General features: G+C 51.7%; 19 protein-coding genes. 10 read left to right on the top strand and 9 right to left on the bottom strand.

The genetic code is table 11. The annotated features are described in order from the left end of the window. Window positions 1-29: 29 nt before the first annotated feature. Entirely contained in the window at window positions 30-1,010 is a 981-nt protein-coding gene (locus LMED105_RS07425; protein ID WP_008249848.1) for a TAXI family TRAP transporter solute-binding subunit, read from the bottom strand. Between the two features lie 256 nt (window positions 1,011-1,266). Between LMED105_RS07425 and LMED105_RS07430 the strand changes: the two genes are divergently transcribed. Both LMED105_RS07430 and LMED105_RS07435 read left to right on the top strand, forming a co-directional pair. Continuing rightward, the gene (locus LMED105_RS07430; protein WP_040512842.1) at window positions 1,267-2,868 is read left to right on the top strand and encodes a peptide chain release factor 3; all 1,602 of its coding nucleotides are present in this window, start codon (window positions 1,267-1,269) and stop codon (window positions 2,866-2,868) included. Window positions 2,869-2,932: 64 nt separating this feature from the next. Then, on the top strand, window positions 2,933-3,277 hold the full coding sequence (locus tag LMED105_RS07435; protein WP_008249851.1) for a helix-turn-helix transcriptional regulator: 345 nt from the start codon (window positions 2,933-2,935) through the stop codon (window positions 3,275-3,277). A gap of 48 nt (window positions 3,278-3,325) precedes the next feature. Here LMED105_RS07435 and LMED105_RS07440 read toward each other — a convergent pair whose 3' ends face one another. The 4 genes from LMED105_RS07440 to LMED105_RS07455 all read right to left on the bottom strand — a co-directional run bounded on the left by LMED105_RS07440 (window position 3,326) and on the right by LMED105_RS07455 (window position 6,192). After that, window positions 3,326-3,580 (bottom strand): acyl-CoA-binding protein, encoded by a 255-nt coding sequence (locus LMED105_RS07440; protein WP_008249852.1) that lies wholly within the window; start codon window positions 3,578-3,580, stop codon window positions 3,326-3,328. 18 nt (window positions 3,581-3,598) lie between these two features. Beyond that, window positions 3,599-4,267, bottom strand: coding sequence for a TetR/AcrR family transcriptional regulator (locus LMED105_RS07445; RefSeq protein WP_040512784.1), 669 nt, complete (start codon window positions 4,265-4,267; stop codon window positions 3,599-3,601). 153 nt (window positions 4,268-4,420) lie between these two features. After that, window positions 4,421-5,674 carry a patatin family protein gene (locus LMED105_RS07450; protein WP_008249860.1) on the bottom strand — a complete coding sequence of 418 codons (1,254 nt, stop codon included), beginning with the start codon at window positions 5,672-5,674 and terminating at the stop codon, window positions 4,421-4,423. 71 nt (window positions 5,675-5,745) lie between these two features. Then, a complete protein-coding gene (locus tag LMED105_RS07455; protein WP_008249861.1) occupies window positions 5,746-6,192 on the bottom strand; it encodes a phasin family protein in 447 nt (148 codons plus the stop codon). Between the two features lie 246 nt (window positions 6,193-6,438). On the opposite strand from LMED105_RS07455, the gene LMED105_RS07460 reads away from it, so the two are divergent. Further along, a complete protein-coding gene (locus LMED105_RS07460) occupies window positions 6,439-8,424 on the top strand; it encodes an SDR family oxidoreductase (protein ID WP_008249862.1) in 1,986 nt (661 codons plus the stop codon). Window positions 8,425-8,433: 9 nt separating this feature from the next. Here LMED105_RS07460 and LMED105_RS16250 read toward each other — a convergent pair whose 3' ends face one another. From LMED105_RS16250 to LMED105_RS07480, 4 genes are read right to left on the bottom strand one after another with little or no spacing between them, the layout of a single operon-like run. Further along, a complete protein-coding gene (locus tag LMED105_RS16250; RefSeq protein ID WP_008249863.1) occupies window positions 8,434-9,444 on the bottom strand; it encodes an alpha/beta fold hydrolase in 1,011 nt (336 codons plus the stop codon). 5 nt (window positions 9,445-9,449) lie between these two features. After that, window positions 9,450-11,069: a GMC family oxidoreductase gene (locus tag LMED105_RS07470; protein WP_156799587.1), complete on the bottom strand. Its 1,620-nt coding sequence runs from the start codon at window positions 11,067-11,069 to the stop codon at window positions 9,450-9,452. Window positions 11,070-11,108: 39 nt separating this feature from the next. Continuing rightward, window positions 11,109-11,624, bottom strand: coding sequence for a hypothetical protein (locus LMED105_RS16255; RefSeq protein WP_008249870.1), 516 nt, complete (start codon window positions 11,622-11,624; stop codon window positions 11,109-11,111). A gap of 11 nt (window positions 11,625-11,635) precedes the next feature. Then, a complete protein-coding gene (locus LMED105_RS07480; protein ID WP_008249871.1) occupies window positions 11,636-13,090 on the bottom strand; it encodes a coniferyl aldehyde dehydrogenase in 1,455 nt (484 codons plus the stop codon). Window positions 13,091-13,218: 128 nt separating this feature from the next. On the opposite strand from LMED105_RS07480, the gene LMED105_RS07485 reads away from it, so the two are divergent. The 7 genes from LMED105_RS07485 to LMED105_RS07515 all read left to right on the top strand — a co-directional run bounded on the left by LMED105_RS07485 (window position 13,219) and on the right by LMED105_RS07515 (window position 18,956). After that, entirely contained in the window at window positions 13,219-13,926 is a 708-nt protein-coding gene (locus LMED105_RS07485; protein WP_008249873.1) for a hypothetical protein, read from the top strand. A gap of 132 nt (window positions 13,927-14,058) precedes the next feature. Continuing rightward, on the top strand, window positions 14,059-15,750 hold the full coding sequence (locus LMED105_RS07490; RefSeq protein ID WP_040512786.1) for an AMP-binding protein: 1,692 nt from the start codon (window positions 14,059-14,061) through the stop codon (window positions 15,748-15,750). 138 nt (window positions 15,751-15,888) lie between these two features. Then, window positions 15,889-16,293 (top strand): 30S ribosomal protein S6, encoded by a 405-nt coding sequence (gene rpsF, locus LMED105_RS07495; protein WP_008249875.1) that lies wholly within the window; start codon window positions 15,889-15,891, stop codon window positions 16,291-16,293. A gap of 25 nt (window positions 16,294-16,318) precedes the next feature. Continuing rightward, window positions 16,319-16,669, top strand: coding sequence for a primosomal replication protein N (priB, locus tag LMED105_RS07500; RefSeq protein ID WP_008249876.1), 351 nt, complete (start codon window positions 16,319-16,321; stop codon window positions 16,667-16,669). 25 nt (window positions 16,670-16,694) lie between these two features. Further along, the gene (gene rpsR, locus LMED105_RS07505; protein WP_008249877.1) at window positions 16,695-16,964 is read left to right on the top strand and encodes a 30S ribosomal protein S18; all 270 of its coding nucleotides are present in this window, start codon (window positions 16,695-16,697) and stop codon (window positions 16,962-16,964) included. Between the two features lie 18 nt (window positions 16,965-16,982). Then, window positions 16,983-17,435: a 50S ribosomal protein L9 gene (rplI, locus tag LMED105_RS07510; RefSeq protein WP_008249879.1), complete on the top strand. Its 453-nt coding sequence runs from the start codon at window positions 16,983-16,985 to the stop codon at window positions 17,433-17,435. A 135-nt stretch (window positions 17,436-17,570) separates the two neighbouring features. Beyond that, window positions 17,571-18,956, top strand: a complete 1,386-nt coding sequence (locus tag LMED105_RS07515) for a replicative DNA helicase (RefSeq protein ID WP_008249881.1) — start codon at window positions 17,571-17,573, stop codon at window positions 18,954-18,956. Window positions 18,957-19,020: the final 64 nt, after the last annotated feature.

The raw sequence follows: 19,020 nt of genomic DNA on the forward strand, positions 1-19,020 counted from the left end.
TTAATTCGATCATGTTGATCGAAGCTTGATTACTTCAGCTTCAGATTCGCTGGAATCTTGATGCCTTTTTCTTCGTAGTACTTCACTGCACCAGGGTGGAATGGAATGAAAGTGTTCTTGTCCCAATTCTCGGCCAATGTGGTGCGGGCGCCTTTGTGGATATTCAACATTTTCGCATTGTTGTCCAAAACAGCCTTGGTCGCCTCATACACAAAGCTTTCGGGCAAGTCGCAGTTGGCAATGGCATAGTTCCACATGGACACGGCGCGTGCGTCTTTCTTCAAGGTTTTGTAGGTGCTGGCTTTGATCGGAAACGCAGACACGGGGTAGGTGTCCATGATCTTTTTCTGTTCGGCTTCCGTAAACTCGAGAATGTTGATTTCGGTTTGAACCTCAAGCTGGGTTACGGCCGGAATGGGTACGCCAGCGGCAAAGGCAACCACATCGATCAGGCCGTCTTGTAACTGGCCACCTAAATCGCTCCAACCGCCGTTACGGCGCTCAAATTTAACGCCCAATGTTTCCAGCATTTTCGGGAAATAGGTGTCGGAAGTAGAGCCGGCTGGGCCAAAGCCGATTTTTGAGCCGGGTGGAATGTCTTTGATCGACTTGATGCCACTAGAGGAGAGCACTGTCACTGAGAACGGGGTTTGATACATGGGGAACATGGCACAGACCTTGTTCATTTTAAGACCGGGAGCCAGGGGGCTTTTGCCATCCAGTGCTTCACGGGCCGGACCCATGGTAGTCATGCCAAAGGCCAGTTTGCCGGTGTGAACCAGTGCGAGGTTCTGTGTGGGACCGCCTGTTACTTCCGCGCCACCTGTGATGCCCACAGTTTCTGCTACCAGGTTTGCCCAGCCGGCACCGTATGCATAATAAGTTCCGCCTTGTGAGGCTGTGCCTACTGTAAAGCTTTTGGGCCACTTGGATTTGTCTGCGTGAGCTGCACCCATGGCCAATGCGGCCAGGCTGATTGCAACGGCGGATTTTGCCAGAATTGCTTTCATTGGTATCCCCTATGATTTGATGAAACTGCGCCCATTGGGTATTGGGCTTTGTGATTATTATCGTTCTTTAGTTGAACGAATCGATTGTGCAAAAACACCATCATAATGTCTTATTTATAATCAAAATGGGCAATACGGGATGTCCGCAACAGGGTTTCCATTAGGTTATTGATTCATATATCGATATGAAAATGAAAGGGGGTGAATTTAACCCCTTGGGCGTGTAAAATCACGGCTTTTGCGCCAAAGGGCTGCTGTGTCGATTGAATCTGAAGTCAAGCGTCGCCGAACGTTTGCAATTATTTCCCACCCCGATGCGGGCAAAACAACGCTGACCGAGAAGCTATTGCTGTTTGCGGGTGCCATTCAAATTGCGGGTAGCGTGAAGGCACGTAAGGCAAGTCGCCACGCCACCTCTGACTGGATGGAAATTGAAAAGCAGCGCGGCATTTCTGTGGCCAGTTCAGTGATGCAGATGGAGTATCGCGATCAGGTAATCAACCTGCTCGACACACCAGGTCACCAAGATTTTTCTGAAGACACTTATCGAGTGCTGACGGCGGTGGACGCCGCATTGATGGTGATCGATGCTGCCAACGGTGTTGAACCTCAAACGCTGCGCTTGATCGAGGTGTGCCGCGCCCGCAATACGCCTATTATCACCTTTGTAAATAAAATGGACCGCGAGGTTCGCGATCCGCTTGAGTTGATGGACGAGATTGAAAGCACGTTGGGTATTCCCTGTGTGCCATTTGCCTGGCCAGTGGGGCAGGGCAAGTTATTCCACGGTATTTTCGACATTCGCAAGAACCACATGCGTGTGTTTACTCCGGGCGCTGACCGTCGCCGCGAGGACGACGAGGTGGTGGACGGTGACAACCGCGATTTGCTGAGAAGCCGGTTTGGTGCCGAATTCAAACAGGCCGAGCAAGAAATTGAGTTGGTCACTGGTGCTGCGCCCAGTTTTGATGAGAAAGAGTTTCTGGCCGGCAAGCAAACCCCGATGTTCTTTGGGTCAGCGGTGAACAACTTCGGCGTTCAGGAGGTGCTGGACGCCTTGGTCGATGTGGCACCACACCCGGGCCCGCGCAAAGCGATTGAGCGTGAGGTGGCCCCCACCGAAAGCAAGTTCAGTGGGGTGGTGTTCAAGATTCAGGCCAATATGGATCCTTCCCACCGCGATCGAATTGCCTTTGTGCGGGTGCTGTCCGGGCGGTTCGAACATGGCATGAAGTTCAAGGTGCTTCGCACCGGTAAAGACTTCCGCCCCACCAGCGTGGTGACATTTCTTTCCCAGCGCCGTGACCGGGTGGACGAAGCGTACGCCGGTGACATCATAGGCTTGACCACCCATGGCGGCTTGCAGTTGGGTGACTCCCTGAGCGAAGGGGAAGGTTTGCAGTTCACTGGCCTGCCATTCTTTGCGCCAGAGCTGTTTGCATCCGTTGAATTGAAAGACCCCATGCGCAGCAAACAATTGCAGAAGGGCTTGATGGAATTGGGTCAAGAAGGGGCGATTCAGGTATTTAAACCACTGTTGGGCTCGGAAATGTTGCTGGGTGCCATTGGTCAGCTTCAATTTGAAGTGGTGCAGGCTCGATTGAAAGGCGAGTATGGAGTCGAGGTTCGTTTGGCGCCTAGCCGTTACAGTTGCGCTCGTTGGGTTACCAGTAAAAATGCCAATGATTTGCGCCGCTTTATGGATGCCAATGTGGGTCGAATGGTGACTGACGCAGCAGACACGCATGCATTTCTGGCCACCTCAAGGTTCGATCTGGATGTCATGCAGAAGCGCTGGGAAACCATCGAGTTCCACCCCATGCGAGAGCACGCCGGGCTGTTGTTGGCCAATCATTGAGCAATCACCCCCGTGTGAAAACGGGGGTACAATCATTTCAATATAATAATTACGCGGTCATGCTATGAGTGAACTGGATACCCTGCTGGAACAAGTGTCTGGCTACTTCGCAGTGCTGTCTGAACCCACGCGATTGAAAATTATCCATGCCTTGTGCAATGGAGAAAAATCTGTCAACGACATCGTGGAAGAAGTGGATTCCACCCAATCGAATATTTCTCGCCACCTGAATTTGATGTACCGTGCGGGTGTTTTACAGCGCCGCAAAGAAGGAACTTTGGTGTTGTATCAGGTGAAAGAGCCCACTGTGGTAGAGCTTTGCCGCACTGTGTGCGTTCATGTTGCAGCGAAACTCGACACTGTGCCCGTTGATTCCAGGCAACTGCCTGATTTTTTCAAGCAGCCATAAAAAAACCGGCCTTCAAAGCCGGTTTTCTATTTCCAGACAGTTTCTGGTTTACTTCAACGACTCGATCAAGTCGATGTAATTCTGCATGGCTTGGTCGTTGCTTGTGCCTTCGAGTCCCTTCCATGCGTCGTATTTTGCGCGCCCGACAATATCAGTGAATCCTGGGCGTTTGCCGGTATTGTCACCTTCCGTAGATTGTTTGAACAGGGCGTAAATTTTCAACAGAGTTTGGTTGTCAGGGCGGGCGGGCAGTGATTTTGATTCCGCAACAGCCTTTTCAAAACGGGCTTTCAAGTCGCTCATAAGTTCTCCTAAGTCTTGTTATGTGTTTTCTTCAGTAATAAAAGATTGGGCCAGGCTTTCGAACAGCTCTTTGGCATTGCCCTGCAAATAGGGGGCAAGCAGGCACATCACTTGGTACACGCCATTGGCCAAGGCTGCGCTCATGGTGGCTTCGTCATTAAAATGCCGGGGGTCACGCACATACTCAAACGACAGCCAGTAGGTGGCAACTACTACCATGTTGGTGGCCAGTGCATTGATTTGTGCTTGCGAGGCCATCATGTCGCCAGACTCAACCAGACCCTGGCACAGGCGTCGTGCAACATCTACTTTGTGTTTCAGAATGCGTTTGAAGTGAATTTCAAGGGTACGGTTGCGAGACAGCAAATCATTCAGGTCGCGGTACAAAAAACGATAGCGCCAAATCAGTTCGAATGACACTTGAAGATACAGCCATGCATCTTCAATGTTGGCCTGGCGGTTACCAGGCACGTCGAGCAGGCCATCAATTTCTTTCTCGAAACTGGCAAAAATACTGTTGACGATGTCGTCTTTGTTGCGGAAGTGATAATACAGATTACCGGGGCTGATGTTCATCTCATCGGCGATCACGGTGGTCGTAATATTCGGCTCCCCGAATTCATTGAATAGCCTTAGCGACAAATCAAGAATTCGTTCTCTTGTTCTTCTTGGAGGCTTGCGTTCCATGTTCTGGTCGTCTCCTGTCTGGCCAAAGTCCTGATCAAGCTAAAGACTTCATGCAGCAAGTCTGTTATTGGTATTTTTAATACCATTAGTCTACGTTGTTTTGACAAGTATTTGGGGCTTCACTGCCCTTGTTACCAGTGAGTAATGGCGTCATTAAGCGGCATTTCTGGTTTTTGCAATCCGTATGTAACGATCAAGTTCATTCAGCGAGTCCTCAAGCTGATCAAATTTGGACACCATTGATCCCGCACGGGCCGGTTTTTTACTGACCTTGTTACTCAAATGCAGGGTAGGATCTTTTAAAACATCGAGATTCAATTCCAGTCCGTGCCTTGAAAGCCGCTCGGCCAGATCGTACCGACGTGCCCACAATTCCTCACGGGTGCGTTGGTAAGCATGCTCGCACAAACGGCGTCGGCTGGCGTAACTGAACGGGTTGGTGAAAAAAAACTCACCATCACCATGTTGGGGTTCAAACAATACAATATCGGCGTTGGGGTAGAGGTGCCCGTAGCGTTCCATGCCGATGTCCATGCGTGAATGGATAATAGATCTGAATGTTTGTGACAGCACCAAGGGCAAACCACCTTCATACAGGCGCGAACCGGGCTGGAAAGCCTTGCCCTTGGCGCGGCGGCGATGGTTTTTGGGGTTCAGCCTGTCATCGTAAGGTACTAGCGGATTCAGACAAATCAGCAGTTCTACGCCTTCCTTCAAAGCGGTGGACGCATGCAGGGTTTTTTTCAGCGCACCGTCCACATAATGCCGGTTGGCAATACGTGTCGGTGGGAACAGGCCTGGCAGCGATGCGGAGGCCTGAACCGCTTTGGAGATTGGAACATCATCAAACCCGGGCATGCCAAAAGGAATCGAATCGCCCGAATCCAGATCAGTGGCCACCAGAATAAGACGGTTGCGCAGGCTTCTGAAATCGTTCGTGCCGCCACCTTTGGCAATCAGGTCGGCCATCCATTCATGTAATTCGTCACCATTGAACAAACCTGTGGGAATTGCAGCCCCCAAGCGTTCAATGCAACTGACCCATGTGGCGTCATCGCGCAAAAAATAATCAGAAACAGCGGTGCCCAGTAAACTAGGTACCTTGCGAAGGCGCATCCAGTACTCTTTCCAGGCTGGGCGCAACAAAATGGAAGGGTCGAAGGCGAGTTCTTCGGGCTCACCTTCAATAAACAACTTGTAGATTTGATGCGGGGTTAGATCGTGGGCCAGACCGGTTGCAACAATGCCTCCAGCAGACACGCCCACGTAGACACTCATGTCATTCAGGTCAAGTCCGTCGATGGCCTCGGAGAGTGCTACCAGTGCGCCAATTTCATAAATTGCGCCCAAGGGGCCGCCACCAGCCAAGGCCAACCCGATCTTCGGGCCAGAGTTGTGATTGTTCATGCGGGTTGTGAGCTCCAGCCCCAAAGAGTGTTCGACAAGACCGCCGTTGGCCTTGTCGATTCAGGATTCAATTACTCAGCAGATTTTTTGGTTCGCGCGGTAGTGCGCTTTGCGGTGGTCGCTTTGGTGTCCACTTTTTTGCCAGTCAGTTCGGCAATCGCTGCCGACAATTGGTCAATACGTTCAGAAAGCTGCTGAACGTCCTTGTTGGTAGGAACGCCCAGGCGACCCAAGGCACGAGCAACGCGTTCTTCGAAAACCTGTTCCAGTTTGTCCCAGTGCTGTGTTGCCTTGCTGGATACAGAGCCAGCAAGCTTGCTGACCTTGCCTGTCACTTCAACTACTTTTTGATCTGCAAATTTCACGGTTCGCTCCTGAATTTCATGGCCTTCCTTGACCAGGTTTTCCAAAACACGGTTGCTTTCTTCTTGCGCTTTGGTGATAGCACCCACGCCTGCTGTCCACAATTGTTGTGCGCTGTCTACGGCGCCTTTGATGGGCTTTTTCTTACCGGCCATGTTGTCTCTCCTTGTGATGGCGAAATGGCCCGTTGGGGACCGATGCCTTTTTTGTTTATTGTAGTAGTTTATCGAGGCCACACTAGAGAAGGCACACTAAACCCTACCTCGTGTTTTCCCGTAAGCACGGTGCTGACAAAACATCGTTACAGCCCGCATGGAGTTTGAGAATTTCGGGCGGGCAGTTATAGTAAGCCTTCCAAAGACGTATCTTCCATAAAAAAACCCCGCGCGGAGAAGACATACATGAATTATTTTGTGACCGGAGCCACTGGCTTCATCGGTAAACGCTTGGTGAAGCGCTTGGTTGAGCAAAAGCGCAAAGGCACCATTTACTTTCTGATTCGTGAATCAAGCCTGGACAAAGTACCCGAGCTGCAAAAGTATTGGGGTGCCAAAAAAGGACAGTGTGTACCCGTGGTTGGTGACCTGACCAAACCCAAGCTTGGTTTGAAGGCCGCCGAGATCAAAGAACTGAGCAAAAACATCGCCCATTTCTTTCACCTGGCTGCGATCTATGATCTGGCTGCTGATGCGGAAAGCCAGCAGGAAACCAATATCAAGGGCACGGAGAATGCTGTGGATCTCGCCAATGCGATTGGCGCAGGCTGCTTTCAGCTAACGTCCTCGATCGCGGCTGCCGGTCTGTATGAAGGCATCTTCCGTGAAGACATGTTTGAAGAAGCCGAAAACCTGGATCATCCTTACTTTCGTACCAAGCACGATTCTGAAGCGATCGTGCGCAAGAAGATCAAAGGTGCATGGCGTGTGTATCGCCCCGGCTTTGTGGTGGGTGACTCCAAGACTGGTGAGATGGACAAAATTGACGGGCCTTACTACCTGTTCAAGTTGATCCAGAAAATGCGCAAGTTGTTACCATCTTGGGTGCCCACAATTGGCATCGAAGGTGGCCGAATCAACATTGTGCCTGTCGATTTTGTGGTCAATGCCATGGATTACATTGCGCATCAGCCCGATCTGGACGGCAAGGCTTTTCACCTTGTTGACCCGAGCCCGGGCCGAATTGGCGATGTGCTGAACACCTTTGCACGTGCGGCCCATGCGCCAAAAATGGAAATGCGGATTAATGCAGCCATGTTTGGTTTTGTACCTGGTGCGGTGAAAAAAGGCTTGATGAGCCTGACTCCTGTTCGTCGCATTCGCAACGCCCTGCTGAAAGACCTGGCCTTGCCGGAAGAGGTATTTGGTTACATCAATTGGCCGACCCGTTACGATTGCCGCCAAACTTTGGCTGTGCTCGATGGCAGTGGCATTGAGTGTCCGCGACTTGAAGATTACGCTTGGGCAATTTGGGATTACTGGGAGCGTCACCTGGATCCCGATTTGTTCATTGACCGCAGCTTGAACGGCCAGGTGAAAGACAAGGTGGTGCTGATCACGGGTGGTTCATCCGGTATTGGTTTGGCTGCAGCACAGAAATTTGCAGCCGCTGGCGCAATCACTGTAATTTGTGGTCGTGATGAAGAGAAGCTGGCAGAGGCCAAGGCTTTGGTGAAGGCCGACGGTTTTGATCTGCACACCTACTCGGTCGATATTGCTGATATGCAGGATTGCGACCGCTTTGTTGCTCAACTGCTGGCTGACTTCGGTCATGTGGATATTTTGGTGAACAACGCAGGTCGTTCAATTCGGCGTGGTATTGAAAACAGCTTTGATCGTTTCCATGATCTGGAGCGCACCATGCAGTTGAACTACTTCGGTGCCTTGCGTGTTACTTACGGTTTACTGCCAAAAATGATGGAGCGCCGAAAAGGCCACGTGGTGAACATTTCATCGATCGGTGTGTTGACCAATGCGCCCCGTTTCTCAGCCTATGTGGCCTCGAAAGGCGCGCTGGACGCCTGGACGCGTTGTGCTGCTTCCGAGTTCGCCGACTTGAACATCACCTTCACGACCATCAACATGCCGCTGGTGCGTACACCCATGATTGCGCCCACCAAGTTGTACAACAACGTACCAACGCTAAGCCCCGAGCAGGCCGCTGACTTGATTGCGCAGGCGGTCATTCACAAGCCGGTTCGCATTGCTACGCGCCTGGGTGTATTGGGTCAAGTTATGCATGCGCTGATACCGAAACCAGCTCAAATTTTGATGAACACGTCTTTCCGCATGTTCCCTGATTCAGAATCTGCTGCGAAAGGCAAGAAGGGTGGTGGTCCATCCGCAGAACAGGTTGCTTTCTCAACCCTCATGCAAGGTATCCACTTCTAAGCAATCCGCTTAGGCTCGGTTTTCTGCCAAGGGGTAGGCCTGTGCATCTTCTGCAAGCCAGTTGAGAATCAGGTCTTCCGTGGTGGAGTCGTTCAGCAAAGCCACGTGCCCGCAACCGGGCACGGCGGTGTTTTTTCCAAACTCCAGTTTGCTGGATACTGGTGGGCACACAATGTTGTCTTGTGGGCTCCACAGTGACCAAATCTTTTGCTGAAACTCTCTGTCGGTGGGGTGCTCTCGCAGCGTTTTCAAGAAGAAACTTCCCCACGCCATTTGTTTCACATTCTTGCCAATACCCAGGGTAGACAAAGCCGTACCGTAATGCGGGCTGCCAATCGTGATCATGCCCGCAATTCGATGATGACCGTATTCAGTGGCGTGGTAACGCACAGCCACACCGCCCATGCTGTGCGCAATAATTTTCACTTGGGGTGCGCCAGTGGCCACCAACAATTCGTCGATTGCCTCATGAATCGCTTCAGAGTAACTGCGAATAGAGCCAATGGCCGGCTCCAGTGTGATGGCGTGGGTACTAACTTCAGCACGGTCAAGCAGGGCGCGGGTACCTGCCCACACAGCCGAATTGCACAAATAGCCATGCACCAGCAACACAGGCAAAGGCTTTTTCTTGCGCCAGGTTTTACCAGCCAATTGAATACCGTCAGGGTTGGGGGCCCAGGGTTGCAGCAACGTGATCAGTTTGAGCGATGCAATACTTTCAACCAACACTGCTTTAACCCAACGTGCCAGGCTCAGTCGGTGAAACCCTTCACCCTCGGTGCTGTGAAAGTGCAAGCCCTTGTCCCGCACCTGTGGAATTTGGCGAACGCTGTAGGAAAGGGCAAATCCCGAGATATTGAATCCGACATGCGCCGAGAAAAGAACGCCCACCACCAGGCAAATGGCAGCCACGGCGGCATTGTCACTTCTAGCACCAAACCAGTGATGAAGAAGCCAGTACAGGCCGAACATGACTGAAATGTAGCCAATCCAGTACAGTCTGTTCAGGTGGCGAATCATGCTCTTTAAGCCAGTGCGGTGGCGGCCTGGCCAGTCAGTTCTGCGACCAGTTGCTGGCTTAGTTTGTTGGTCAGGCCATAAATAGACAGTTGAGGATTGGCACCAATGCTGGTCGGAAATAGCGAGCCGTCGTGAATGGACAGGTTTTCGATTTGCCAGTGGCGACCATCCGGGCGCGCAACGCCCAGCTTTTCCTCACCAGCCATGGCGCACCCACCCATCACGTGGGCGGAAACCACTTTCATGCTCAGCGGTTTCATGTCAAGCGCGTTGATCTGCTTTAGGGCTTCGTCAATATTGTTGGCAGGCTTGGAAAACTCATGCACAGGCAGCGTGCTGAGCGCACCTGCAGCGTGTTGCAACTCAGCCATGGCGACCAAGGCACGGCGTGCCGCATCCCAAATTGCCGGGGTTAGCTTGTAGTCCAGCACCGGGCTGCCGTCGCTGTTCAAGCGCACTTGCCCGCCCACACTGCCGGAATTGAAACCATCGCGCAGCAAAGCCAGTTGCATGTGCGTTTTCGAGAAATTCTTCATGATGTCGGCATGCTTTTTTGCAAAGCCTGGCAGGGTCGAGGCAAAAATTACGGGGTGCAGGGGTGGTGCCTCAAGTTTGAAGCCGACAGGTCCGTCAATCGGATCCGTGTGCAAATAATGGTCGCTGTAAATGGTTTGGGGCGCGCCTGCATCTGCGCGAACTTCCTGCTCCATCATGGCAGCTGAAATGACCACAGGGTGCAAAAAGGTACGTTCGCCCAAGCGGTCATAGGGGTCGGTCGCATTTGAACGTAGCAGCACGGCCGGGCTATTGATTGATCCGCCAGCCAATACAAAATGCCTGGCTGTGATTTCCACTTCTTTGCCTGAAGGCAGTACACCGTCGGCATTCATGACCTGGCAGCGCAGGGTGCGGATTCGACCTTGAGAAATCTTGAAAGAATGGGCACGCAAGGAAGCGATCAGCTCTGCACCGTGATCAAGCGCAGCGGGAATGGTTGAAACTAGCATGGATTGCTTGGCATTGGTCGGGCAACCCATGCCGCAGTAGCCAAGGTTCCAGCAGTCTTTTACATTGCGTCGAATTGCACCCCAGGAAATTCCTTTGGCTTCTGCGCCACGGCGCAGAATGTCGTTGTTTTCATTCGGTGGCACTTGCCAGTCGGCAATGTTCAAGCGTCTTTCTGCTTGTTCAAACCACGGGGCCATGGCTTCCACGGTCATGTCTTTCAGAGCAAACTGGTTTTGCCAGAATGCCAGCGTGTCGGCCGGGGTCCTGAAGCTCGATGTCCAGTTTACGGTGGTGGAACCGCCCACTGTGCGACCCTGCAGAATGTTGATGGCTTTGTCAGCTGTTTTGCGGCCAGCGCTTTCCTGGTACAGCGTGGGATAGGCCACGGATTCCAGCATTTTGAAATCTTTTGAAGTCTTTAGCGGACCTTCCTCGATCAACAACACCTTCAAGCCTGCCTTGGCGCATATTTCAGCGGTAATGCCGCCACCCGCGCCGGTGCCAACGATGACTACATCGGCACTCATTTGCTTGGGCATTTCGCGCTTGTGTGCCTCATAGGCTTTCCAGCCGTTTGCGATGCCGACTGCAAAAAGGTCGGGCACTAAGGAACCCATGGGTTTGATTTCTTGTTCAATCATTGGTGAAGGCGAAGGTCAGAGAACTTGGAAAGGCGGGCCGGGGTAGCCCATGTCGGCCCACTGCTCGGGCAGTCCGTACCAGCCAGCCATCATCAGGTCGTGAAGTGCATGGTAGCCGGGTTGAAGGGCTGGAATGGGGTGATCCCGGAAAGACACCAAAAAGGCTTGCACCTGGGCTGGTGTCGCTTGTTCCCAGCTGGTACCCAAATCGGCAATCAGTCTTCGACCAACCGGGTTCTCGAGAATATTCAGCAGTTGACCCAACTCTGCTTGTGCGCTGGCTGCGAGAGTTTTGGTGGCATCTACGAATGCATTCACGGCCGATTCAATGGATTGCGTTCTTCCTGTGGTGGGTAATGCCGGATCCAGCAGACCTTCGGCGATGGCCTTCAGCATCGGTATGTGCTGTTGTTGCACCACAGACTGACCTGCGACCACCTCCACCTTGGCAAAGTGTTTGCCCAACCAACTCAGGCCGCCGGCCAACAGCAGGCCGGCAGCACCGAATTTAAAAAATTGACGTCTGTTCATGAAGCTTCTGTTTATACCTTGCGGGTCAGCAGTTTGGTCATGAAGGCAAACATTTTGTTGTCATAGGGTGGCGACAACATTTCCATGACATGGAAACGGCTTTGTTTAAAAATCGGCTTCAATTTGGTCATGGTGTCAAAACCAAACTTGCCATGGTAATGGCCCATACCCGAGTCGCCAACGCCGCCAAATGGCAGATTTTCCTGAGCAATATGAAACAGGGTTTCATTCAGGCATACACCACCGGCGATTGTTTGCTTCATCACCATGTCTTGGGTTTTTGATTCATCGTCGAACAAATACAAAGCCAGTGGGCGAGGGCGGTCGTTGATGTAATCAAGCGCCTCATCCAGTCGTTTGTAGGTGATCACCGGCAACACGGGGCCAAAAATCTCTTCCTGCATCAGCATGGAATCGGGCTTGGCGTTGAACACCAAAGTCATTGGAATTTTACGGCCCGGGCTGTCAGCAGTTTTCATGAGTGTTACCACACGCGCACCTTGTTCCGCCGCTTCGTCAATTAAACGCTGTAAGCGGGTGGCATGGCGGTCAGAAACAATACCGGTGAAGTCCTTGGACAGTATTCCCTCCGGGAAACGGCGATCAATAATGGCCTTGGCGTGTGAAATCAATTGCTCTTCGCAACCTTCCGGAACCATCAGGTAGTCGGGTGCAATACAGGTTTGCCCGGCATTGATCGACTTGCCAGACAATGTGCGTGCAATCGCATTTTCGAAGCGGCCCGGGTTGGCCACCGTGGGCGCGGTGATGATTACAGGGCTTTTGCCGCCCAGTTCAAGTGTTACCGGCACCAGGTTTTCACTGGCTGCCTTCATGACCATTTTGCCCACTGGAGTTGAGCCGGTGAACAGCAAATGGTCGAATGGCAGACGGGAAAACTCGGCAGCAACCTCTGGGCCACCATTGATGACCTGTACCACCTCGCGGCCCAGGGCTTTGGCCAGCAGCTCGTCAAGCAGCGCGCTGAAGCGGGGGGTGTACTCGCTCATTTTGATAAAAACACGATTGCCTGCGGTCAACGCGGCAATCATAGGGCCGATAGACAAAAACAAAGGGTAATTCCAGGGCACGATAACGCCCACCACGCCCAAAGGCTGTGGCATCAGGCAGGTGCTGGCCGGCTTGAACCAAATGCTGGCGCCTTCATTGCGAGGCTTCATCCAGCCTTTACCGTGTTTGATGGCGTGGCGAATGCCTTCCAGTGAGGGGAATACTTCTGCCAACAAGGTGTCATTTTTTGAGCGGTAGCCGAAGTCCTCTGAAATGGCTTCAGCAATTCTCAGCTTGTTGTCGTAAATCATGTCGCTCAACGCCATTAGCCAGGCTTTGCGCTGGCTCCATTCCGGGAAGGGGTTGATGCGGTAAGCTTGCTTCAAGGACTCCAAAGTTGCTTTTAGTTCTGCTGCTGTCAATTCTTGGCCGTGTGCTTTGGATGGGGCGTTCATTGTTGTCTCACTCTCCGGTTTAACATTAACGGATGTAAACATAAATTTTGACTATTTTCCATGTCTGATTTGTGCTGCTGTGCAGCAAACGACGTGGAGCTTTACCATTCAACTGCAATTGAATCGCCATGATTGATATTCAAAGTTCACCCCTGGAGTTACAAAAAGCCATCACGGCCCTTCGACAAGGACAGGGGCGTACTGCTGAATTTTTGAGATTAAAAAACGAGATAAAAGTATTTCAAAACAGTAGATTGGAAAGTACATATAAGGATTTGCTTGAAGACAAGGGCATGCGTGCAGCCTGTCGTTTTTTCCTAGATCAGCTCTATTGCACCCACGATGTCAGCACGAGGGACCATCAAGTAGAAAGAGTGCTGCCCAAGCTGGAGAAATTGCTGCCCGGTGGCGCGGTAGATACGGTCAAAAAAGTGATTTATATGGATTATCTCGCCGAGCTTCTAGATGATGAAATAACACTTTTTATCAATGAGAAAGACTTTAATTCTGATAATTCACTTAAAGAAATTGCCTACATGGAGGCCTTCAGAAAACAGGGGCAATTCGACTTGCGGGAGCAGCAAATTCTGTTGGTTCGAGAGGTGGGTGAATCCTTGCGCAAGTTGATGCGCCTGCCGTTTTTACGGCCACTGATGAAGATGACACGTGGTGCAGCGCAAAAGGCGAATTTAGAGGATTTCCACGATTTTCTAAGCCAAGGGCTGGATGCCTTTGCCTCGCTCGAGAGGCCAACCCTGTTTTTCCAGTTGATTCAAGAACGTGAAATGTCCATTCTGGAAGGGATTCGACAAGGAACCTTGTCGAAATTTCCTTGACTGTGCCTTCCGTGCAGGTACACATCGCAATCGTAGTGCATTAGAATCCATGCTCTTTGATATTCCGGTATTGTTTTCCATCAATACAAAACAGTTGCGAAGCACGGCAGTGCCCACAAGAAGGAGACATTTGTGACAGATAAAGCCTGGATTCAGAGCTACCCACCGGGCGTACCTACGTCGGTTGATTTGGATCAGTACCCCTCTATTCGGGATATTTTTGAGGACGCAAGTCGCAAGTTCGCCGATAAAACCGCATTCAGCAACATGGGTACAGCGCTGACCTACGAGCGCTTGGATTCTTTGACCCGTGATTTCGGTGCCTACCTTCAAAGCTTGCCCGGCATGAAAAAAGGCGACCGTGTCGCCTTCATGATGCCCAATCTGCTGCAATACCCTGTGGCCATGCTTGGCGCAATTCGCGCTGGCTTTGTGGCCGTGAATGTGAATCCGCTTTACACACCCACGGAGCTGGAACACCAGCTGCGGGATTCTGGTGCCAAGGTGATCGTGGTGTTCGAGAATGTGGCCCACACGCTCGAAAAAGTGATCAAAAACACCCCGGTTGAGCACATCGTGCTGGCCTCAATGGGTGAAATGCACGGTTTCTTCAAGCGCGTGTTGCTGAATTTTGTAGTGCGATATGTCAAGAAGTTGGTGCCCGCGTTCAACATTGCCGGGGCCATTACCTTCAAGAAAGCCTTGGCACAAGGGCGCAACAATGAGCTACGCAAGGTCAATATTACCCACGATGATCTTGCGTTTCTGCAGTACACAGGTGGTACCACTGGTGTCGCCAAAGGTGCCATGTTGACTCATGGCAATATTGTGGCCAACTTGCAGCAGGCTTCAAGCTGGTTGAACCAGGACATCGAAGAAGGCAAGGAAATTGCGATTACTGCGCTGCCGATGTACCACATCTTTTGTCTGACAGCGAACATTCTGGTGTTCATCAAGGTGGGCGGGCATTGCCTGCTGATTACCGATCCACGCAACATGAAAACCTTTGTGAAAACTCTGGGCGCAGTGCCTTTCACGGCTTTGACCGGCGTGAATACCCTGTTCAACGGCCTGTTGAATACACCTGGGTTCGAGCAGGTTGATTTTTCGCATGTGAAGCTGGTGCTGGGTGGTGGTGCTGCCATTGAACCCGCCGTGGCCGACCGGTGGAAGAAAGTGACAGGCACCAGGCTGTCCGAGGCCTATGGTTTAACCGAGGCTTCGCCGGCCGTGTGTATCAATCCTTTACACGAGGAGTACAACGGATCGATTGGTTTGCCTGTGCCATCGACGGAAGTCACTATTCGCGACGACGATTTCAATGAGTTGCCGGTGGGGCAGGAAGGCGAGTTGTGTGTGAAAGGCCCGCAGGTCATGCGCGGTTACTGGAACAAGCCACGCGAAACTGCTGAAATTCTGACGCAGGATGGCTGGTTAAAGACCGGCGATATCGCCTACATGGATGAAAACGGCTACTTTTACATCACCGATCGCAAGAAGGACATGATTCTGGTCTCGGGCTTCAATGTGTACCCCAAAGAGATTGAGGCCGTGGCAACGCTGCTTGGCGGTATTTTTGAAGCAGCTGCTGTTGGTGTACCCGACAGCAAAACCGGTGAGGCCGTGAAGCTGTTTGTGGTTAAAAAAGACCCGGATCTAACGGCGGAGCAGGTCATTGAACACTGTCGTAAACACATGACGGCTTACAAAATTCCACGTCACGTGGAATTCATGAAAGAGCTGCCCAAAAGCCCGGTTGGCAAAGTATTGCGCCGAGAGCTTCGCGACATGGAAAAAAAGCGCTTGCAAGACCAAGCCAGCTGATTTTCTGCGTTTTAGCAGGCAACTACCACTCAACGTTGCCTGTTTCTGAAAAACCCACTATAATTTTGGGTTACCTGCTGCTGCACCACGGGGGTGCGGCGGCTTTTCCAATTGTGGAAAATCCATAGGAGTTAATCAATGCGTCACTATGAAATTGCTTTCATCGTGCATCCCGACCAAAGCGAGCAAGTGCCTGCCATGGTTGAGAAGTATCGTGGAACCATCGAAGCCAACGGCGGCAAAGTACACCGCCACGAAGATTGGGGTCGCCGTCAATTGGCCTACCCAATCCAGAAACTGGCCAAAGCACACTATGTGTTGTTGAACATTGAATGCAGTCAGGAAGTTCTTGAAGAACTGGAAACCGCATTCAAATTCAACGATGCCGTACTGCGTCACTTGACAGTGAAGATGAAAAAAGCTGAAACAGCTCCTTCTCCAATGATGAAGGAAGTTCAGCGTGAGCAAGAGCGCAAAGCTGCTTCTGCCACCGCGTCTGCAAGCGATGACAGTTCCGATTCAGACGAGGGTGACGACGAGTAAATCGTCTTCGCACAACACTGAATCAATGAATCAGGAGGAAGCAGCGGAAAATCCAAACAAGTTTGGGGAAGCGGGAAAAGCTGGTGAGAATCAGTTCAACCTGACCGCCATATTGGTTGCAAAATCAATATTGCGATACACCCCGGCAGGTTTACCCATTTGCGAATTTGAGCTTGAACACGAAAGTGAGCAACTTGAAGCCAGCAAGCCAAGAATGGTGAAGTGCACAGTTTCAGCGGTCGCGCTGGGTGTGGCAGCCAACCAAGTCAACGGCCTGGAAGTGGGGAGCCTGAAAAACTGGTCCGGTTTTATAGCGCTTCGTTCGCACAAATCAAAAAGTCTTCGATTCCATGTTTGCGCAGTGCGCGAATGTTGAAGACTTGAAATAGTTGGAGAATATTATGGCTTTTGGTCGTAAAAATGATCGCAAGGGACGTCGTCCACAACAGAACCCCTTGTTCAAGCGCAAGAAGTTTTGCCGCTTCACAGTGGGCAAGGTAGAGCAAATCGATTACAAAGACATCGACACGCTCAAGGATTTCATCAGCGAAAACGGCAAGATCATGCCCGCTCGTATCACTGGTACCAAGGCGAACTATCAGCGCCAGTTGGACACAGCGATCAAGCGCGCACGTTTCCTGGCTTTGCTGCCTTACACCGACAACCACTAAGCAGTACGGGAGAACACCATGCAAGTAATTCTTCTTGAGAAAATGCCCAATTTGGGTCAACTGGGTGACGTGGTTCGCGTAAAAGACGGCTACGCACGTAACTTCCTGATTCCTTATGGCAAAGCCAAGCGCGCCACAGAATCAGCAATCGCTGAATTCCAGGCACGCCGTGCCGAACTGGAAAAAGCAGCTGCTGAGAAGCTGACTGCTGCCCAGGCCCTGGGTGCAAAGTTGAGCGCGACAACTGTTCAACTGAGCGAAAAAGCTGCTGTGGATGGTCGTTTGTTTGGTTCTGTAACCAACCACGACATCGCCGCTGCCTTGAACGCTTCTGGTTTGAAAGTTGAAAAAGCACAAGTACGCATGCCCAACGGCGCGCTGAAAATTGCTGGCGAGCACACTGTGACTGTTGCCCTGCACCCCGACGTGGTTGTAGACGTGAAAGTAGTTGTGGCTGGCGAAGCTGCTTAAGTAATAAGTTAAGGCAAGTCTTAGGTTTTAGGGCGAATAAGATCCAAGGGTTTGACCGCATTCGGTTATACTTTTTGGTCTGCCTGAACCCACAAAAAAGGTCACCTCAGGGTGGCCTTTTTCTATTGCGAAACTATGTCCGAGAATCGACTTACAGAACAAGAAATGACTGGCTTGCGTGTTCCGCCCCACTCGCTTGAATCAGAGCAATCGGTGGTGGGGGGTCTGCTGCTGGACAACCAGGCCTGGGACAAAATCGGGGATGTGATTCGTGCCGACGATTTTTACCGCTATGATCATCGCGTTATTTTTGAGCACATTGCCAAGCTGATTGACGGCTCCAAACCGGCTGACGTCATCACTGTCTATGAATCGCTGCAGTCTTCTGGGAAGGCCGAAGACGTAGGCGGACTGGCCTATCTGAACACCTTGGCCACCAACACGCCCTCGGCTGCCAACATTCGCCGCTACGCGGAAATTGTGCGCGATCGCGCCGTGCTGCGCAGGCTGATTACGATCAGCGACGACATTGCAACCACTGCGCTCAACCCGCAGGGCAAAGACACCAAAACCATTCTTGACGAAGCTGAAAGCAAGATTTTCAAGATTGCTGAAGATGGCGCCCGTGGCGCAGGCGGCTTTCAAGACCTTCAGCCAGTACTAAGCAAAGTGGTGGAGCGAATTGACGAGCTTTACCATCGCGACAGCACCAGTGACATCACCGGTATTTCGACTGGTTTCGTGGATCTTGATGGCAAAACATCAGGCTTGCAGCCCGGTGACTTGATTATTGTGGCTGGAAGACCCTCAATGGGGAAGACAGCATTCAGCTTGAACATCGGCGAACACGTGGCTGTAGAAGAGGGTCATGCAGTGGCTGTGTTCTCCATGGAAATGGGCGCCACCCAATTGGCGATGCGTTTGTTGGGCTCCGTGGGGCGTTTGGATCAACACCGCCTAAGAACCGGGCGATTGACGGATGAGGACTGGCCACGACTGACCTACGCAGTCGAGAAGATGCAGAATGCGCAATTGTTTATTGATGAAACGCCTGCCTTGTCGTCCATGGAAGTGCGCGCGCGTTGCCGGCGCTTGGCACGCCAATGTGGTCAGCTTGGTTTGGTGATCATCGACTATTTGCAATTGATGGGCTCTTCCTCTCCTGGGGAAAACCGTGCCACCGAGATTTCAGAAATTTCACGTTCATTGAAAGGTTTGGCGAAAGAGTTGAATTGCCCGGTGATCGCACTTTCGCAGTTGAACCGTTCACTGGAACAGCGACCGAACAAGCGTCCGGTGATGAGTGACTTGCGGGAATCAGGCGCGATTGAACAGGATGCTGACGTTATTTTGTTTATTTACCGCGATGAGGTTTACAACCCCGATTCACCCGACAAAGGCACGGCTGAAATTATTATCGGCAAGCAGCGTAACGGACCTATTGGTACGGTGCGCGTAACCTTCCTGGGTATGTACACCAAGTTTGAGAACTACGCAGGGATGCAGCCCGAGGGCGATTAAGGCTTCTTGTGACATCCTAGCTTTGGTCGGTTTGAATGCCATATCACCCCGCCTGAAGCAAGGC

The sequence above is a fragment of the Limnobacter sp. MED105 genome, assembly GCF_000170915.1.
Classification (GTDB): domain Bacteria; phylum Pseudomonadota; class Gammaproteobacteria; order Burkholderiales; family Burkholderiaceae_B; genus Limnobacter.

Bases quoted from the DNA above. Each gene is read 5' to 3' on its own strand.
- LMED105_RS07515 (WP_008249881.1), top strand. From the start codon at position 17,571: ATGTCCGAGAATCGACTTACAGAACAAGAAATGACTGGCTTGCGTGTT.
- LMED105_RS07440 (WP_008249852.1), bottom strand. From the start codon at position 3,580: ATGAGCGACTTGAAAGCCCGTTTTGAAAAGGCTGTTGCGGAATCAAAA.
- LMED105_RS07470 (WP_156799587.1), bottom strand. From the start codon at position 11,069: ATGGGTTCCTTAGTGCCCGACCTTTTTGCAGTCGGCATCGCAAACGGC.
- LMED105_RS07460 (WP_008249862.1), top strand. From the start codon at position 6,439: ATGAATTATTTTGTGACCGGAGCCACTGGCTTCATCGGTAAACGCTTG.
- LMED105_RS07485 (WP_008249873.1), top strand. From the start codon at position 13,219: ATGATTGATATTCAAAGTTCACCCCTGGAGTTACAAAAAGCCATCACG.
- rplI (WP_008249879.1), top strand. From the start codon at position 16,983: ATGCAAGTAATTCTTCTTGAGAAAATGCCCAATTTGGGTCAACTGGGT.
- priB (WP_008249876.1), top strand. From the start codon at position 16,319: ATGAATCAGGAGGAAGCAGCGGAAAATCCAAACAAGTTTGGGGAAGCG.
- LMED105_RS07480 (WP_008249871.1), bottom strand. From the start codon at position 13,090: ATGAACGCCCCATCCAAAGCACACGGCCAAGAATTGACAGCAGCAGAA.
- LMED105_RS07435 (WP_008249851.1), top strand. From the start codon at position 2,933: ATGAGTGAACTGGATACCCTGCTGGAACAAGTGTCTGGCTACTTCGCA.
- rpsR (WP_008249877.1), top strand. From the start codon at position 16,695: ATGGCTTTTGGTCGTAAAAATGATCGCAAGGGACGTCGTCCACAACAG.
- LMED105_RS16255 (WP_008249870.1), bottom strand. From the start codon at position 11,624: ATGAACAGACGTCAATTTTTTAAATTCGGTGCTGCCGGCCTGCTGTTG.
- LMED105_RS07455 (WP_008249861.1), bottom strand. From the start codon at position 6,192: ATGGCCGGTAAGAAAAAGCCCATCAAAGGCGCCGTAGACAGCGCACAA.
- LMED105_RS16250 (WP_008249863.1), bottom strand. From the start codon at position 9,444: ATGATTCGCCACCTGAACAGACTGTACTGGATTGGCTACATTTCAGTC.
- LMED105_RS07425 (WP_008249848.1), bottom strand. From the start codon at position 1,010: ATGAAAGCAATTCTGGCAAAATCCGCCGTTGCAATCAGCCTGGCCGCA.
- rpsF (WP_008249875.1), top strand. From the start codon at position 15,889: ATGCGTCACTATGAAATTGCTTTCATCGTGCATCCCGACCAAAGCGAG.
- LMED105_RS07450 (WP_008249860.1), bottom strand. From the start codon at position 5,674: ATGAACAATCACAACTCTGGCCCGAAGATCGGGTTGGCCTTGGCTGGT.
- LMED105_RS07445 (WP_040512784.1), bottom strand. From the start codon at position 4,267: ATGGAACGCAAGCCTCCAAGAAGAACAAGAGAACGAATTCTTGATTTG.